Below are 16,950 nucleotides of genomic sequence, written 5' to 3' on the forward strand. Positions count from 1 at the left end.
AACTTCATTGCAAATACAGCATTTTCTTGAAAAAATAAACTTTTTAATATTGAGGCTTAAGTTCTTCATCTCTATCTATAATCTTTGCTGAGTACATTTCAGTATGTCCACAATTCAAGCAAATTTTAAGATAATAATTACTAATTTCTAACTTTAAACCAGGACTTTTTTCAGGAATTATAGCTGTTTTTACAATATATTTATCACTTCCACATTTCAAACATTTAAAATCCAATCTCATCACCCCACAATACATTTTCAATCCATTCCATTTTTTCCCCTAAAAAAATTATAGCATCAAACCTAACCATATAATCTTGATACTTATATTTTCTTAAATACTCCATAGCACTAAAATATATTCTTCTACTTTTATTTCTATCTATAGCTTCTGATCCGTATCCATAATTTGAGTTTTTTCTATATTTCACTTCTACAAAAACAATCATTTTATCTTTTTTGACTATCAAATCTATTTCACCAAAAGAGGCAAAATAATTCTTTTGAAGTATTAAAAAACCAGATTCTTCTAAAAACTTTCCAGCTTTCTCTTCGTGAATATAACCTTTACTCTTATTACTTATCATTAGCCCACCTCTAAGTTATACACTATTTTATTATTTTTTTTAAGAATGTTTTTCTATGTGCCTCTATTGGTCCTTTTTCTAAGATTAATTCTCTATGTTTTTTAGTTCCATATCCTTTATGTTTTGCAAATTCATATCCAGGATATAGCTCTGCTGTTTTTTCCATCAGTCTATCTCTTGTAACTTTAGCTATTATAGAAGCTGCTGCTATTGCTAGACTTTTCCCATCACCTTTTATTATAGGTTCTTGCTCATCATCATACTCTCTTATCTTGTGATTTCCATCTACCAATAGTTTTTCAAAACTAACATCTTCTTTTAATTCAGAAACAGCTCTTCTCATAGCTAAAAAAGTTGCATTTAAAATATTGATATTATCAATCTCTTCAACTGTTGCAATTCCTACACCTACATAACAATTAGTAAGTATAACGTCGAATAACTCTTCTCTTAATTTTTCACTTAATTTTTTTGAATCATTTATTTTTTCAAATCTTTCATCATATTTTCTTATTTTTACCGCCGCTGCCACAACTGGTCCTGCAAGAGGTCCTCTTCCTGCTTCATCTACTCCAGCTATATCTCCTATCATTAAATCAAAATCATATAAACTACTCATTTACAACTCCTATTTTCTCTATTTTGCTAGTATCTAATTTCAGTTTTTTTGCTACCGCAATAAAATCTTCTGGTAACTCACCCACAATTTGCATTTCTTCTCCAGTTCTCGGATGATTAAATTTTAAATAGTAAGAATGAAGCATCTGTCTTTTTGCTATATCCGTTCCATTTCCATAAACTGAATCGCCTAAAATAGGATGATTTAAATATTTCATATGAACCCTAATTTGATGTGTTCTTCCAGTCTCTATTCTAACTTCTACCAGTGAGAAGTTATTAAATTCATCCACTACAGTATAATTTGTAATTGCGTTTTTTCCATTCATATCTACAACTGCCATTTTTTTTCTATCTTTTGGATCTCTTCCAATTAGTGTTTCAACTCTTCCATTTCTATCTTTAAAGATTCCTTTACAAATACATACATATCTTTTCTCAATAGTTTTATCTTTAAACATATTAGTAAGTTTAACGTGAGCGTCATCATTTTTTGCAACTATGATAAGTCCACTAGTATCTTTATCAAGTCTATGAACTATTCCTGGTCTTATAACTCCATTTATTCCTGAGAGGTCTTTTATATGATATAAAACTGCATTCACTAAAGTCCCTGTATAAAATCCTTGAGCAGGATGAACTATTATATTATGTGTTTTGTTAATTATAACCATATCCGAATCTTGATAAACTATATTCAGTGGAATATCTTCTGGTAGAAGCTCTAAAATTTCATCTTCTGGAATTTTAATTATAATCTCTTCATTACCTTTTAACTTATTTCCACTCTTTATTTTATCTTTTCCTACTATTTCAATATTTCCATTATCTATCAATTTTTGAATGTATGTTCTAGTTGCATCGTCTAAAACTTCACTTATATATGCATCCAATCTTTGTCCCTTATTTGAACCTTCTGTTTTTAGAGATATAATCTCTTTAAATTTTTCCATTAACAACCTCTTTATTTAAAAATCTATTTTTTATAATTATAACATTATTTTTATAAATTTTCATCTAAATAGCTATTAATCAAGGCCAATCTCTCATTCCCTTTGTTTCCAATTTTACGACTTAAATCAGTTAGAAAATATTCTAGAAGAGCTTGAGTTGCAACCATGGAGTTAAAATAACTGATTCCTGATATATTAATAAATAAAGTTATATCCGAATCTTTTATTACGGGTGATGTCGCTTTATCTGTTAAAACTATTATTTTAGCTTTAGCTTTTTTAGCTATTTTTATAAGTAAATTATAAGTTTTAGAGTATTTTGGATAAGCGACAATAAATAGACAATCACCTTCTTTAATATCCACTATATCTTTTAGTAATTCAGAACTATTTCTAGAGTAAGTTTTCACTCCTTCCATCACAAACCCTAGTCTCAATCCAAAAAATGCTGCAAATCCAGAAGTACTTTTAAAACCTATGACATACTTCTTTTGAGATTGCAATAAAACTTCTGAAACTGTATTTAAGCTCTCTATTGAATTCTTTGAAAAAGTTTCTGATATATTACTCTCTATATTATCCAAAAAAATATCCATCATCTTTTCCGATTCCAGTAAAAGCTTATTTCTATTTAATTTTTCATTTGGCGTTATAATTTTATTGCTTATATTTTCTTTCAAAGAATCTTTAAATTCTGTAAAGTTTTCAAATCCTAACGATTTTACAAATCTTATTATTGATGTATCACTAACTTTTAATTCAGCGGCAATATCTCTTGATGTCATAAAATATAATTTGCTTTCTTTTTCTTGAAAATAATCAGCTATTAACTTTTCTGTTTTGGTTAATTTACTAGTCTTTATTCTATTTTTTAAAGACTCTAACATATCTATTCCCCCTAATTTTTATTAGCTATAGCTTATCATGTTTAGCCGTTTTTCTACAATAAATATAAACAATTATTATGACCTCTGTTTTTTATAGAACATTTTTTACCGAAAAAGAGCTTGACAATTTATTATAGGTCATGTATATTTTATTCTGTAAAGAATATTAATAAACATTTTATTTCGAAAATGTTTATTAAGAAATAAAATTTAAGGGGGAATTATGCAAACTACAGAAAAAATCAAAGTTGTATCAAAGAAAAAATTCGATTTTCCACATACCTATGTAATCATTTTTGGTTTAATATTATTTGCTACATTATTAACATGGATTGTTCCAGCTGGAAGTTTTCCAAGAATTAAGGATGCTGTTACTGGAAAAACTGTAATAGTAGCTGATCAATTTAGCTTTATTAAAAATACTCCAGTTAGTATAATGGATGTACCATTAAAAGTCGTTAGTGGTTTAAATAAGTCTAGCAGTATTATTTTTCTTATTTTAATCGTTGGGGGAGCTTTCCATGTAATTTTAAAAACTGGAATGTTCCAGGCTTTAACAACTAAAGTTACCAAATTCTTTGCTAATAAAGAGGAACTAATAATTCCTGCCTTCACTTCTATTTTCGCACTGGCATGTATGACTATGGGGGTTAATACTTTTATAGGTTTTGCTCCTGTAGCTATTATGCTAGCGAGATCAATGGGATATGACGCCATCGTCGGTGTTTCTATGGTTATTCTTGGTGGTGCCATTGGATTTAGTACTGGAACTTTTAATCCCTTCACAACCGGTGTTGCACAAGCTCTTGCTGGATTACCACTATTCTCAGGATTAGGATATAGAATATTCTGTTTTGCAGTTTATTTAATAGTTACAAATATCTATATAATAAAATATGCAAAAAAAGTTAAAAAGAATCCTGAATTAAGTGTTGTTTATGAATTAGAACAACAGGAAAACGATTTCAAAAAAGATGAAAACGCTTTCCCTGAAATACAAAAGAAACATTATCTTGTTCTTGCAATCGTTTTAGTTCTATTTGGACTTCTAGTTTACGGAGGAGCCAACTGGCATTGGGGGCTTAATGAAAGTGCTGCTGTCTTCATTTGGATGGGAATTTTAGGTGGACTTGCTTATGGATTTACTCCAAGCACAATTGCTAAAGAGTTTGTTTCAGGTGCTAAAGGACTTATCTTCGGTGCTCTAATAATAGGTCTTGCAAGAACTATCTCTATCATATTAGATGATGGTAAGATTTTAGATACAGCTGTTTACTACCTAGGAAATGGTCTTGCTGCTCTACCTCAAGTTTTACAATCAATAGGTATGTTCTTAATGCAACTATTTATAAACGGACTTGTTACTTCTGGAAGTGGTCAAGCTGCTGTAACTATGCCTATCATGCTTCCTGTTGCTGATATGATTGGTATGACTAGACAAACTGCTGTTCTTGCATTCAACTTCGGAGATGGATTAAGTAACTATGTCCTTCCAACTTCATCTGCACTTATGGGATTCCTTGCCATAGCAAATATCTCATATGAAGATTGGATGAAGTATATGGGGAAACTATTTGGAATATGGGTAGTAACAGGTGCCATATTAATCATAATCGCAAACATGATAGGATACGGTCCTTTCTAAAAAACAAAAGGAGCTTTCAATGAAAAAACAAATTTTTAATTATATCGATTCAATAAGTAAAATTCTGACAACACATTCTGATTATATATTTGATAATCCTGAAATTGGTTTAGAGGAATACAAAAGTTCAGAGTTATTAACTTCATATTTATCAGAAAATGGTTTTCAGATTGAAAAAGGAATAGGGGGATACGAAACTGCGTTCAAAGCAACTTTTGAATGCGGGGAAAATGGTCCTTCAATCGGACTACTTTGCGAATATGATGCAATAGAAAATATGGGTCACGCTTGTGGCCATCATATGCAAGGTCCTTCAATTGTTGGTGCTGCCTTAGCAATAAAAAATACTATCAACAACACACCTTATAAACTTGTAGTTTATGGAACACCTGCAGAGGAAACTATAGGTGGTAAAATAAAAATGATTGAAAATGGTTGTTTTAAAGATATCGATGTAGCTCTTATGATGCATGGATCTCCAACAACTACAACTGATATAAAATCACTGGCAATGTCTAACTTTACAGTGACTTTCCATGGGACTAGTGCACATGCTGCACTGGCTCCAGAAAAAGGAAGAAGTGCCTTAGATGGTGTTTTACTTTTATTCCAAGGTATAGAATTTATGAGAGAACATATAAAAGAAGACACTAGAATACACTATACAATTAGCAATGCTGGCGGTCCTGCAAATGTTGTTCCAAAACTAGCAGAAGCTAAATTTAGTATTCGTTCATATGATAGAGCTTATTTAAATCACGTTATTGAAAGATTTAAAAAAGTTGTTCATGGAGCTTCTTTAATGACTGAAACAGATTATGAGATAAAAGAAACTAAATCTCTTGATAACAAAATTCCAGTAATCAAATTAAATGATTTACTGATGGAAAACGCTTCACTTATTGGAGCTCCAAAATTATCACCACCTAGAGAAAAAACTGGTTCTAGTGATTTTGGAAATGTTATGTATCAAGTTCCTGGTTCTTGTATCAGGATAGCTTTTGTTCCAGAAAATGCATCGTCACATTCAGATGAGTTTTTAAATGCTGGAAAATCTTCTGATGCTCATAACGCTGTAGTTATGGCTGCTAAAATATTAGCAGGTTCATCTTATGATTTAATAACTAACTCTGACAATCTTAAAAATATAAAAGAAGAGTTCAAAGTAAATAAATCTAAATCTTTTAAGATATAAAAAAAGGTGGTAATCTCTTTTGAGATTATCACCTTTTTAATATCTATTTATTATTTTTTTTCGAAGTGTCTTTCTAATAATCCTAAGAATGATCTTCCATGTCTAGCTTCATCTTTAGCCATTTCATGTACTGTATCGTGTATTGCATCAAATCCTAACATTTTAGCTCTCTTTGCAATTTCAAATTTCCCTGAAGTTGCTCCGTATTCAGCTTCTACTCTTCTTCTTAGGTTTTCTGCTGTTGAATCAGTTACACATTCTCCTAATAATTCAGCAAATCTTGCAGCATGGTTAGCTTCTTCAAAAGCTATTCTTGTGTAAGCTTCTGCTACTTCTGGATATCCTTCTCTATCTGCAACTCTTGCCATAGCTAAGTACATTCCAACTTCCATACATTCTCCGTTAAAGTTAGCTCTTAATCCTTCGATGATCTCTTCATCTCCACAAGCTAATCCTTCTCCAACTTTATGCTCAGAAGCCCATACTCTTTCTGCTGATTCTTCGTAAGCTACGAATTTATCTTTTCCTACTTTACAAACTGGACAGATTTCTGCTGAAGCATCTAATATTTCTCCACAAACAATACATTTTACTTTTGCCATTTTTTCTTCCTCCGTAAATTCTTAATTTTTTATTATTGATTTTTGGTTTGATTTTTGGTTTTCATCAATTTGTAATAATTACAAATCTGTTATAATATTAATATACAGCATTTATTCTATTATGTCAATAATTTTTTTCAAGTTTTTTTAATTTTTTCTAAAAGCTAAAGCTTCCATCAAGTGAATCTTATTTATAATTTTACAATTCTCTAAATCAGCTATAGTTCTAGCTACCTTTAAAACTTTATTAAAAGCTCTCATAGAAAGATTCAAACTTCTAATAGCTCCTCTCATTATCTTTTCAGACTCTGAATCTAAATGGCAATATTTTTCTAAATCTTTATTACTCATATATCCATTTAGCTTTTCATCACCAAATCTTTCTATTTGAATATCTCTTGCTTTTTTAACTCTTTCTTTTATATCCAAAGATTTTTCTCCATTTGATAAATTAATCATCTCTTCTTCTGAGAGCCTTCTAATTTCAATATATAAATCTATTCTATCTATAATTGGTCCTGATAATTTTTTCGCATATCTTCTTATCTCAAAAGAACTACAGTTACACTTATCATCATCAAATGAAAAACCGCACGGACATGGATTACATGCTGCAACAAAAATAAAATTAGCTGGAAATTCAACTTTTCCCATACTTCTAGTTATTGAAACCTTCCTCTCCTCCAAAGGCTCTCTCAGACTCTCTATGACATCTTTTGGGAACTCTACAAACTCATCCATAAATAATACCCCATTATTGGCTAAACTTATTTCTCCGGGTCTTGGAACCTTTCCACCACCTATTACAGCTGCAGATGTTGTTGTGTGATGTGGCATTCTAAATGGTCTTTTATTTATTATTGGTTTTGATTCATTTAATCCACCAGATATACTATAAATTTTAGTTGTTTCTATAATTTCTTTTTCATTCATTTCAGGAAGTATCGTACTTATTCTTTTTGCTAGCATTGATTTTCCACATCCTGGTGCACCAACCATTATTAAATTATGACCACCTGCTGCTGATATTTCTATTGCTCTTTTAGCCTTTTCTTGTCCTTTTACATCAGACATATCTATATCAAATACAAAATTTTCTTCCATTTTAGGAACTTTATATTCTTTAACTTTTTCATTTTGTAAAAAATTCATAACATCTCGTAAATTATCTGCTGGAATTATTTTTATTCCTTCTATTATAGAAGCTTCTTTTAAATTTTCAGTTGGGATAACAATTCCTTCATATCCCAGTTCTTTAGCTAGTAAAACACCACTTATAACACCATGACTTCTTCTTATTTTTCCAGTTAAAGATAGTTCTCCTATAAACATATATCTGTTTAATATTCCAGTATAATCTTTTACAAGTCTCATTCCAACCATAACCCCAACTGCTATAGGCAAATCAAAATGAGATCCTACTTTTCTCATATTTGCAGGTGTCAAGTTAACCACTATTCTTTTAGGCTCTAAGTTATATCCCATGTTTTTTATTGCAGATCTTATTCTGTCTCTACTCTCAGATATCACAGTATCACCTAATCCGACTATAGTAAAAATTGGTAATCCATTGGTAATATCTACTTCGACTTCAACTAAAAAAGGTTCAATTCCTAAATAACTAGAGCTTAGAACTTTAACTAACATCTACTACACCTCCTAAAATAAGAGAAATAAAAAAAATCCCCTCGAAACAACAATTTGTCATTTCAAAGGGATTATACAATATTAAAACCTATATCCTATCTTTTAAAAATTTAGTTTCTACTAGATAATACTTTAGCTAGTACACCATTCACGAACTCATGAGATTTCTCATCTCCATATTTCTTTGCTAATTCAACGGCTTCATTAATTATAATCTCTGCCGGTGTATCTTCAAATAGTATTTCATATGTAGAGACTTTTAATAAAGCCTTCTCTATATTTCCAACTCTTTCAAAAGTCCATCCACTGATGTTATCCTCAAGTACAGCCATCACTTCATCATTATTTTCTGCCATTCCTTTGGCATATTTAACTATAAATGATCTTTCATTTTCATTTAATTGAACTTCTTCTCTAGATAAATAATTCTCTAATACATCTCCTAAAGAATCTTCATTTACCTCAACCTCAAATACTAATTTAAACAGTTCTTCTCTTGCTAATCTTCTACTCATCTTACTTCCTTTCTAATCTTTTAATCTATCAATTATTTTCTTCTTTATTTTTTTTGTCACACTTACATCGCCTAAATTGTATCCGATAAAGCTAACAACAACTATAAACAGAGTCTTCAAAAAACCATACTCAACTAATAGTATAGCAACTACAAGGCCAATTACACAACCTAAAAATTTTTTTAAGTTATATATAAATCTTTCTATTAACTCCTCCAACATACCATCACCCTCTAAACCATTGAGTCTTTTCTTATCGAAAGTTTAGATATCTTAACTTCTACTATATCAACATTTAAATCTAGCTTGTTACGTAACTCCTCTTTTATGCTATTTTGTATAGCTACTGTCTTATCAGCTATATTAGCATTTGATAAAATTTCAAGAGTTACCGAAACATAAAACTTGCTTCCTCTTTTTCCACTCTCTATTTTCATAGCCTTTACATCGTGATCACGAGATAAAACTTCTTTTAATAAATTTCTTACTGAATCCGAAGATATGTTAATAATCCCGTTTTCGTTTTTTATTGTATACCCATCTTTTTTAGAAAAATTTGAAAGCAATTTTAAAAGAGATATGAAGAAATAAACTAAACATATATTAAGAGCTGTAAATTTAAAGATTAAACTTGTTGTATCTACCTGCACAAAATAACTAGGCATTATTATATAACTTATTCCTATAATAGACAAGAGAAATATTCCCACCCACGCTAGAAAAAAAACAACTTTTTTCCACATACTATCACCCTCTAAATGAAAATATTAGAGGCGTTTAAAACGCCTCTTTTAATATTCAAACTACATAATCTCTATATCTTCTTGATGATCCTCAACTTCTGTTACTATTTTAACATCTTGAACATATACATTTACTTCCACTACTTTTAATCCAGTCATTTGTGTAACTGAATTTAAAACAGCCTTTTGAACATTTTGAGCTATCTGTGATATTGGATATCCATACTCAACTATTACAAAGATTTCTATGCTACATTCTTTTTCTCCTACTTCTACTTTAACTCCGTTAGTAGGTCTTCTTTTTCCTAATATTTTGCTAAATTCGTCTGCTACTCCACCTGCAAGTTTGTAAACTCCTTCTACATCAGCTGCTGTTTTAGCCGCAATTGTTTTTACCACATCATCAGATATTTTTATATTTCCTAATTCGTTCATAAAATACACCCCCTGATTTATTTATAAGGTTATATCAAATTTTTATCAATTTTCCTGTTAAATTTATTTTTTTTGAGAAAAGTTATCCTCAATAAATTTAGTAGTTACCTTACCAGCTTTGTAAACTGGATTATCTAAAACTTCTAAATGGAATGGTATTGTAGTATCTATACCTTCAATTATAAAGTCTTTTAATGCTCTTTTCATTCTAGCAATTGCTTCTTCTCTATTTACACCATGTACTATTAATTTTCCAATCATAGAATCATAATATGGAGAGATTTCATATCCTTGATATGAATGAGAATCTATTCTAACTCCATTTCCACCTGATGTTATATAAGTCGTTAAAACTCCTGGTGATGGTAAGAAGTTATTATTTGGATCTTCAGCATTTATTCTACACTCGATAGCATGACCAAATAACATTATGTCATCCTGAGTTATATTTAATTTTTCACCTTCAGCTATTTTTATCTGAAGTTTTATTATATCAACACCTGTTACCATTTCAGTAACTGTATGCTCAACTTGCACTCTAGTGTTCATTTCCATGAAATAGAAATTATTACTACTATCAACTAAAAACTCAAGAGTTCCAGCAGAATCATAATTAATAGCTTTTGCTAATTTAACTGCTGCTTCCCCCATAGCTTTTCTAACTTTCGATGGAAGTCCAAAAGATGGAGCCTCTTCTATAAGCTTTTGATGTCTACGTTGGATAGAGCAATCTCTTTCTCCTAAATGAATTACATTTCCATATTTATCTCCAAGGATTTGAACTTCAACGTGTCTTGGATTTTCAACAAACTTCTCTATATATACATCTGGATTTCCAAAAGCAGCATCGGCTTCGTTTTGAGCAGCAATTATACCACTTTCCAACTCGTCTACAGTTCTAGCCAATCTCATACCTTTTCCACCGCCACCAGCGGTTGCTTTAATCATAACAGGATATCCAATTCTTTCTTCAACTTCTTCTTTAGCTTTTTCTATACTTGTTACAATTCCTGTTCCATTTGTAAGAGGAACATTATTCTCTATAGCTGTTTTTCTAGCTGTAGCTTTATCTCCCATCTTCTCAATAGCTTCTGGTCTTGGACCTATAAAAGTTATATTGTGAGTCTCACAGATTCTTGCAAATCTAGCATTTTCTGATAAAAAACCATACCCTGGATGTATAGCATTTGCACCAGTAACTTCTGCTGCTGCTATTATATTAGGTATCTTTAAGTACGAATCAGTACTTAGTGGTCCTCCAATACAAATTGCTTCATCTGCCAGCTTAACATGTAAACTATCTTTATCTGCCTCAGAGTAAACAGCAACCGTTTGAATTCCAAGCTCACGAGCCGCTCTTATTATTCTTACAGCTATCTCTCCTCTATTGGCAATAAGTATCTTTTTAAACATTAATCTTCCTCCCAGTTCATCTAATATTTTAGTTAGATTTAACTTTTAATAAAACTTTTCCGTAGTCAGCTATCCCACCATTTTCTAAACAAATCTCTTCGATTTCTCCAGATACTGTTGCTTTTACATGATTTTTAACTCCAATAGTGGTAATATAACCAATATCTTGTCCTACCTTTATTTGATCTCCAACAGATATAATATCATCCCCTGATGATGTCTTATAGAAGAATCTTCCAATACTATTTGAAAGTATTTCTTTAGTGTTTACCTTTACTTCTTTCTCTATCTTTGGCATTATCTTTTCAACAGACTTCTGTGATGCCACTTCTAATGGTTTTTTTATAGTTATTTTAAAATTAGGCTCTTCATAGTTTATCTCTGTCAATTTATTTTTGTCCAGAATTTTTATTAAATCTTCAATATTAAAGCTCTCTTTTTTCACAAAACCCCTCCGATAGTCAAGTTTTTTACTTTATCATGATACTTTCTTCTCCTAAAAGAGATATTACTTTTTTTATAAAAAGTTTTGATGGATTCACTTTATATTTAGAAGCTTTTACTTCCTTAGAATCCTCCATTTTTATTGCAAATCTAAGCGGAGTATCACCTAAATTTTCTAATATAATCTCTTTTAACATATTAAATTTATCCTTATTTTCTTCCTCTAGCAGAATAAAAACTTTATCCTGTTTTGTAACCTCTACATTATCTAAAAATCCAATATTTCTTAGAATTATTTTCTTATTTTCTATACCCTTAAAATAATCTGTCTGAACTGTTCCCTCAAGATATACAGCTCTTCCTTCTAAAAATGCATGTTCATATTTTTGATAATCTTTTGGAAAGGCTATTACCCCAATTCTATCATAATAATCTTCCAATTGGAAGAGTGCCATAACCTCATTATTTTTTTTTGTCATTATTTTACGGATTTCTCTAAGTATACCATAGGTTTTAACTATGTGCATCTCTTTTTCATCCTTCACCTCTGGTATAGATTCCATCCTAAATACCTTTATAATGTCCTTATATTTATCCAAAGGATGAGCACTATAGTAAAATCCTAAGAACTCTTTTTCCTTTTCCAACCTCTCTTCTAAAGAATAATCTGGAACCGCTGGAAAACTAAAACTAATCAGTTTAGATTTAGCTTCTCCAAATAAATTCATCTGTTGAATTTCATCCTCTTTGCTTCTTTTTACTGAGTACTCTATTACTTTTTCTATTGATTCATATTTTTGTCTTCTATTTCCATTTAGTGAGTCTAACGCTCCTGAGAGTACCAGTGCCTCAATAGATTTTTTGTTAAGTCCAAAAGATTTTGTTCTAAATACAAAGTCTTCAAATGACGTATAAAAACCATTCTCTAACTGTTCTTTCCTGATTCCTTCAACTAATGCCTGCCCTACATTTTTTATAGCTGAGAGTGCAAATCTTATTCCCTCTCCATCAACTATAAATTTAGAAACTGCATTATTTATGTCTGGTAATTTTAAAGAAATTTTATGATTTTTAGCATCCTCTATATAGAATGCAACGTTTTCTACATTGTTTTTTTCAGATGTAAGTACTGAAGCATAATACTGCTTTGGATAAAGAGCTTTTAGATATGCTGTCCAATATGCAATCAGTGCATAGGCTGCCGAATGGGATTTATTAAATCCGTATCCCGCAAACTTATCTATCAAATTAAAAACTTCTATAGCTTTTTCTTTTGTATATCCATTTTTCACAGATCTTTCTACAAATTTTTCACGATTTTCATCCATTATATCGGCTTGTTTTTTTCCCATTGCTCTTCTTAATAAATCAGCTTCACCCAGAGAATAATTAGCCATAATATTTGCTATTTTCATTACCTGCTCTTGATATAAAATAACACCGTAAGTTTCTTTTAAAACCTCTTCTAAAGACTCGTGTGGATATTTTATCTCTTCCAGTCCATTTTTACATCTCACAAAACTTTCTACCATTCCAGACCCTAAAGGCCCAGGTCTATAAAGAGCTAAAAGAGCTATTAAATCTTCAAATCTATTTGGTTTTAATTTCATTAAAATCTTTCTTATCCCTTGAGATTCTAACTGAAATACTCCTAGACTATCTCCTTTGGATAACATCTCATATACCTCTTTAACATTTAAAGGGATATCTTCTAATATTAAATCTTTTTCCAAATCTTCTTTTATATTATCTATAGCTCTTTGGATATTTGTCAGATTTCTAAGTCCTAAAAAGTCCATTTTTAAAAGACCTAACTCTTCTAATTCTTTCATCTGGTATTGGGTTGAAATAACTTTATCTTTATTGTCGCTGTATAAAGGAACTATATCTGTTAGCGAGTCCTCTGTTATAACAACTCCTGCAGCATGTATAGAAGCATGTCTAACTTTATTCTCCAATCTACTAGATAGTGTTATAACTTTTTCTATTTCACTATCTTTGCTATAAATTTCTCTCAATTCTGGAATATCTTTCAAAGCTTTTTTTAAATTGTAGTTTCCTGGAATAAGTTTTGCTATTTTATCAATTTTTCCCAAATTGACATTCATAACTCTTCCAACATCTCTTATTGCAGCTCTTGCTTTCATCGTTCCAAACGTTATAATTTGAGCTACTTTATCCGCCCCATATTTCTTTGTAACGTATTCTATAACCTCTCCTCTTCTTTCTTGACATATATCTATATCGATATCTGGCATTGATATTCTTTCTGGATTTAAAAATCTTTCAAAAATCAAACCATATGTCAAAGGATTCAAATCAGTTATTTTTAATGAATATGCAACTAAACTCCCAGCAGCTGAACCTCTTCCAGGTCCAATAGGTATTTTATTCTTTTTTGCATAATCTATAAAATCCCATACAACTACAAAATAACCAGCATACCCCATTTTTTCTATAGTATCTAGCTCGTACTCTATTCTTTCTACTATTTCTTCTGTAAGACCATTTGGATATCTTTCTTTTAGTCCTTTATAAACTATCTTTCTTAGAAACTCTTCAATAGATGCAGACCCGTCCGTCACTTCGTACTTTGGAAATTTAAACCCTCCAAAATCTATTTTTAGATTACATTTTTCAGCAATCTCTTCACTATTGTTTACGGACTCTATATACTCTTCTCCGATACTTTCTATAATTTCTTCTCTACTTTTTAAAAACAGTTCCTCTGTTTCAATTTTCATTCTATTCGTATCTTCCAATTTACTTCCAGTTTGAATACATAAAAGTATATCTTGTAGAACATGATCTCCTTCATAGACGTAATGGGTATCATTTGTTGCTACAGTCTTAACTCCCAATCTTTTTGACAAACCATAAAGTTTTTTATTTAGTTCTTTTTGTCCTGTTACTCCGTTACCTTGTATCTCTATATAAAAGTTATCTTTTCCAAATATTTCAATATACTCTTTTGCAACTTCATCAACTTTTGTATCTGGTTCTCCATCTAAAATCAGTCTTGATATTTCCCCCTGCATACATGCTGAGAGTACAATTATTCCTTCACTATGATCCTTTAAAAGTTTTTTGTCTATTCTTGGTCTGTAATAGAATCCGTTTAAAAAACCTAGAGAACTAAGTTTTAAAAGATTCTTATATCCTGTTTCATTTTTTGCAAGAAGGATAAGATGATAATTTCTACCCTCTCTTTTTTCCATTTCAAACTCGGAAATATAGGCTTCTAAGCCAATAATAGGCTTTATACCTTTGGAGATAGCTTTTTTATAAAATTCAATTGCGCCAAACATATTTCCGTGGTCAGTTATGGCTATTGCTTTCATTCCAAGCTTTTGAGCTCTTTCTAAATATTCATCTATTTTACCAACTCCATCAAGGAGACTATACTCAGTATGTAAATGTAAATGAACAAAATTTTTTCCCATAACATCTCTCCTTTTGAAAAAATGGCTGAAAGATATTTTCTCTCAACCATTTAGTTTTAGATATTTATATAATATCCATATTCTTTAAATATTTCTGAAACTTTTGAAATATTTTCATTTTTTACAATAATATGGAAATCTTCACCCTTTAAAATTAACTTTTTAAATCTTTCATCTTTAGTAATTACTGAAATCAAATCTTTTTCATTTTCTAGTTTTAAAACCTTATACTCTGGAATATGAACTACTGATTTACCTTTCTTTTCTATCTCATTTAGAAAGCCATTCCATATATCAGGTACAGTTTCTCCAATCTTAGTTTTAAACTCAGATATTCTAAGTGATATTTCAGATGAGTCTTCCACACCTCTTAGGAATGTTTCTTTTGAAAGTTTAAATTTATTTGGAGATATTCTATGCCCAATCTTCTCTAGGAACATCGTCTTAATTGGTGAATCACCAATTATAGTAGCAATAAGTCTATCCTCTTCCATATGGACCTCAGCATCATCTAAGACTATTTTAAAGTCATAATCCAACACCTTATTAAAGATATATTTCCCTAATTCTGTAAGTTTTACAAATTTTAACCCATCATATTTACTCAAATATCCATTTTTTAAATAAAGCGAATTATTGATAGATGGTTGCTCATAGTATACTTCAACAACACCTAGTGATGCTAATACAAAGAATACCGACTTAACAAAAGGTGTAACTACATATGAAAGATATTTATTATAGTTACCTATTCTTGTTCTTTCATAATTTGCTTCATTTATATAGATGCTATTATAAGCATCCTCTATATCAATTATTTCAATAAACTCATCTCTAAATAATATGCTATTTACAATATTTTTTATAGATACAGGACTATCATCTGGAAACTCTTCTATAATTTTTTTGATAGTTTGAAGTCCTCTTTTTATTTCATCTTTAGATTTTGAAATGTTTTTTATTCCTTTTAAATAATTTAGGAATAATGTTATATAATGAGAATTCTCTCCCTTTATAATCTCTCCATCTAAAAATTTATGAATAATTTCTTTTATATTATTTATATTTAAAAACTCTTGATTTAAATACTCATCTTTTAATAAGAAAAAGAATAGTGCTATCGTTTCAGTTTTTAAATAATCTAAATCTTTTGCTTCTTCATAAAACTCATCTATATCACAATATTTCTTCATATTGCTCTTAGATTCCTTCAATAATTTTCCACTTGAAGAAAGTTGCATTCCACCTTGTTGATAGAAATCATAATATTTCTTAAAGTTTTCTATTATACTTTCTTCGTTATTACTTTTAAATTCAGTTTCTATTTTTCCAGTTGCGTGGATATAATAATCTCTTGGTTTAGGTAAAAACTGTCTCATTATTCTAACTATATCGTTATGAAGATATAAATATTCACCCTTTTTAATATCTCCTTCTATTTTAAAGAATAAGAATTCTTCTTTTAAATCACTATTTAAATCATAATTCTTCTTTCCCTTAAGATATTTTGTTCTATCCTTTATTAAGAACCTTCCATTCCAAGCTATCTCTTCGAAAACTTCTCTTACGTCCTGTGGTAAAGAATCATAAATATTTTTAAAAACTTCATCTTTTGAAAACATTTGCTCCATCAGTTCGATAAAAGTCTGTTTATTCGTAGTTGCCGATATTAAAGAGATTTCAAAAAGACCTAAATTACTTCCGATATAGCCATCTGCTATCCAATCCAAAATATATCTTTTAAATATTTCAAAAAGCACTTCTTTGCTATAATACTCGTTTAAAGCTTTTCTAAATCTTTCCTTACTAATTGCCATTTTCAT

The 16,950-nt window shown here is 30.1% G+C and carries 17 protein-coding genes; 2 read left to right on the top strand and 15 right to left on the bottom strand.

Going from position 1 to position 16,950, the window contains the following annotated elements:
• Positions 1 to 43 precede the first annotated feature (43 nt).
• The 5 genes from H3N56_RS05625 to H3N56_RS05645 are packed head-to-tail and all read right to left on the bottom strand — an operon-like array spanning position 44 to position 3,045.
• A complete protein-coding gene (locus tag H3N56_RS05625; protein WP_185880281.1) occupies positions 44 to 241 on the bottom strand; it encodes a hypothetical protein in 198 nt (65 codons plus the stop codon).
• On the bottom strand, positions 225 to 587 hold the full coding sequence (locus H3N56_RS05630) for a YraN family protein (RefSeq protein ID WP_221893438.1): 363 nt from the start codon (positions 585 to 587) through the stop codon (positions 225 to 227). The genes H3N56_RS05625 and H3N56_RS05630 overlap by 17 nt, the downstream gene beginning before the upstream one ends.
• 22 nt (positions 588 to 609) lie before the next feature.
• Positions 610 to 1,206: a ribonuclease HII gene (locus tag H3N56_RS05635; protein WP_185880282.1), complete on the bottom strand. Its 597-nt coding sequence runs from the start codon at positions 1,204 to 1,206 to the stop codon at positions 610 to 612.
• Complete coding sequence (locus tag H3N56_RS05640) at positions 1,199 to 2,158, bottom strand: RluA family pseudouridine synthase (protein WP_185880283.1); 960 nt, start codon at positions 2,156 to 2,158, stop codon at positions 1,199 to 1,201. Before H3N56_RS05640 ends, H3N56_RS05635 begins: the two co-directional genes overlap by 8 nt.
• Positions 2,159 to 2,208: 50 nt before the next feature.
• On the bottom strand, positions 2,209 to 3,045 hold the full coding sequence (locus tag H3N56_RS05645) for a MurR/RpiR family transcriptional regulator (protein ID WP_185880284.1): 837 nt from the start codon (positions 3,043 to 3,045) through the stop codon (positions 2,209 to 2,211).
• 223 nt (positions 3,046 to 3,268) lie between these two features.
• On the opposite strand from H3N56_RS05645, the gene H3N56_RS05650 reads away from it, so the two are divergent.
• Positions 3,269 to 4,690, top strand: coding sequence for a YfcC family protein (locus H3N56_RS05650; protein WP_185880285.1), 1,422 nt, complete (start codon positions 3,269 to 3,271; stop codon positions 4,688 to 4,690).
• Positions 4,691 to 4,709: 19 nt separating this feature from the next.
• The gene (locus H3N56_RS05655) at positions 4,710 to 5,885 is read left to right on the top strand and encodes a M20 family metallopeptidase (protein WP_185880286.1); all 1,176 of its coding nucleotides are present in this window, start codon (positions 4,710 to 4,712) and stop codon (positions 5,883 to 5,885) included.
• A 50-nt stretch (positions 5,886 to 5,935) separates the two neighbouring features.
• On the opposite strand, the gene H3N56_RS05660 is transcribed toward H3N56_RS05655, so the two are convergent.
• From H3N56_RS05660 to H3N56_RS05705, 10 genes are all read right to left on the bottom strand, one after another.
• Complete coding sequence (locus H3N56_RS05660) at positions 5,936 to 6,487, bottom strand: ferritin family protein (protein ID WP_185880287.1); 552 nt, start codon at positions 6,485 to 6,487, stop codon at positions 5,936 to 5,938.
• A gap of 147 nt (positions 6,488 to 6,634) precedes the next feature.
• Entirely contained in the window at positions 6,635 to 8,134 is a 1,500-nt protein-coding gene (locus tag H3N56_RS05665; protein WP_185880288.1) for a YifB family Mg chelatase-like AAA ATPase, read from the bottom strand.
• 110 nt (positions 8,135 to 8,244) lie between these two features.
• Entirely contained in the window at positions 8,245 to 8,649 is a 405-nt protein-coding gene (nusB, locus tag H3N56_RS05670) for a transcription antitermination factor NusB (protein WP_185880289.1), read from the bottom strand.
• Positions 8,650 to 8,661: 12 nt separating this feature from the next.
• Positions 8,662 to 8,871 carry a DUF2273 domain-containing protein gene (locus H3N56_RS05675; RefSeq protein WP_185880290.1) on the bottom strand — a complete coding sequence of 70 codons (210 nt, stop codon included), beginning with the start codon at positions 8,869 to 8,871 and terminating at the stop codon, positions 8,662 to 8,664.
• Between the two features lie 11 nt (positions 8,872 to 8,882).
• Positions 8,883 to 9,392 (bottom strand): alkaline shock response membrane anchor protein AmaP, encoded by a 510-nt coding sequence (gene amaP, locus H3N56_RS05680; protein WP_255492161.1) that lies wholly within the window; start codon positions 9,390 to 9,392, stop codon positions 8,883 to 8,885.
• Positions 9,393 to 9,452: 60 nt separating this feature from the next.
• The gene (locus H3N56_RS05685; RefSeq protein ID WP_185880292.1) at positions 9,453 to 9,827 is read right to left on the bottom strand and encodes an Asp23/Gls24 family envelope stress response protein; all 375 of its coding nucleotides are present in this window, start codon (positions 9,825 to 9,827) and stop codon (positions 9,453 to 9,455) included.
• Positions 9,828 to 9,890: 63 nt separating this feature from the next.
• The gene (gene accC / locus H3N56_RS05690) at positions 9,891 to 11,240 is read right to left on the bottom strand and encodes an acetyl-CoA carboxylase biotin carboxylase subunit (protein ID WP_185880293.1); all 1,350 of its coding nucleotides are present in this window, start codon (positions 11,238 to 11,240) and stop codon (positions 9,891 to 9,893) included.
• A gap of 28 nt (positions 11,241 to 11,268) precedes the next feature.
• On the bottom strand, positions 11,269 to 11,685 hold the full coding sequence (locus H3N56_RS05695) for a biotin/lipoyl-containing protein (RefSeq protein ID WP_185880294.1): 417 nt from the start codon (positions 11,683 to 11,685) through the stop codon (positions 11,269 to 11,271).
• A 25-nt stretch (positions 11,686 to 11,710) separates the two neighbouring features.
• Complete coding sequence (gene dnaE / locus H3N56_RS05700) at positions 11,711 to 15,127, bottom strand: DNA polymerase III subunit alpha (RefSeq protein WP_185880295.1); 3,417 nt, start codon at positions 15,125 to 15,127, stop codon at positions 11,711 to 11,713.
• A 56-nt stretch (positions 15,128 to 15,183) separates the two neighbouring features.
• Positions 15,184 to 16,944: a hypothetical protein gene (locus tag H3N56_RS05705; RefSeq protein ID WP_185880296.1), complete on the bottom strand. Its 1,761-nt coding sequence runs from the start codon at positions 16,942 to 16,944 to the stop codon at positions 15,184 to 15,186.
• Between the last annotated feature and the right edge of the window lie 6 nt (positions 16,945 to 16,950).

Source organism: Cetobacterium sp. 2A, from assembly GCF_014250685.1.
Taxonomy (GTDB): Bacteria; Fusobacteriota; Fusobacteriia; order Fusobacteriales; family Fusobacteriaceae; genus Cetobacterium.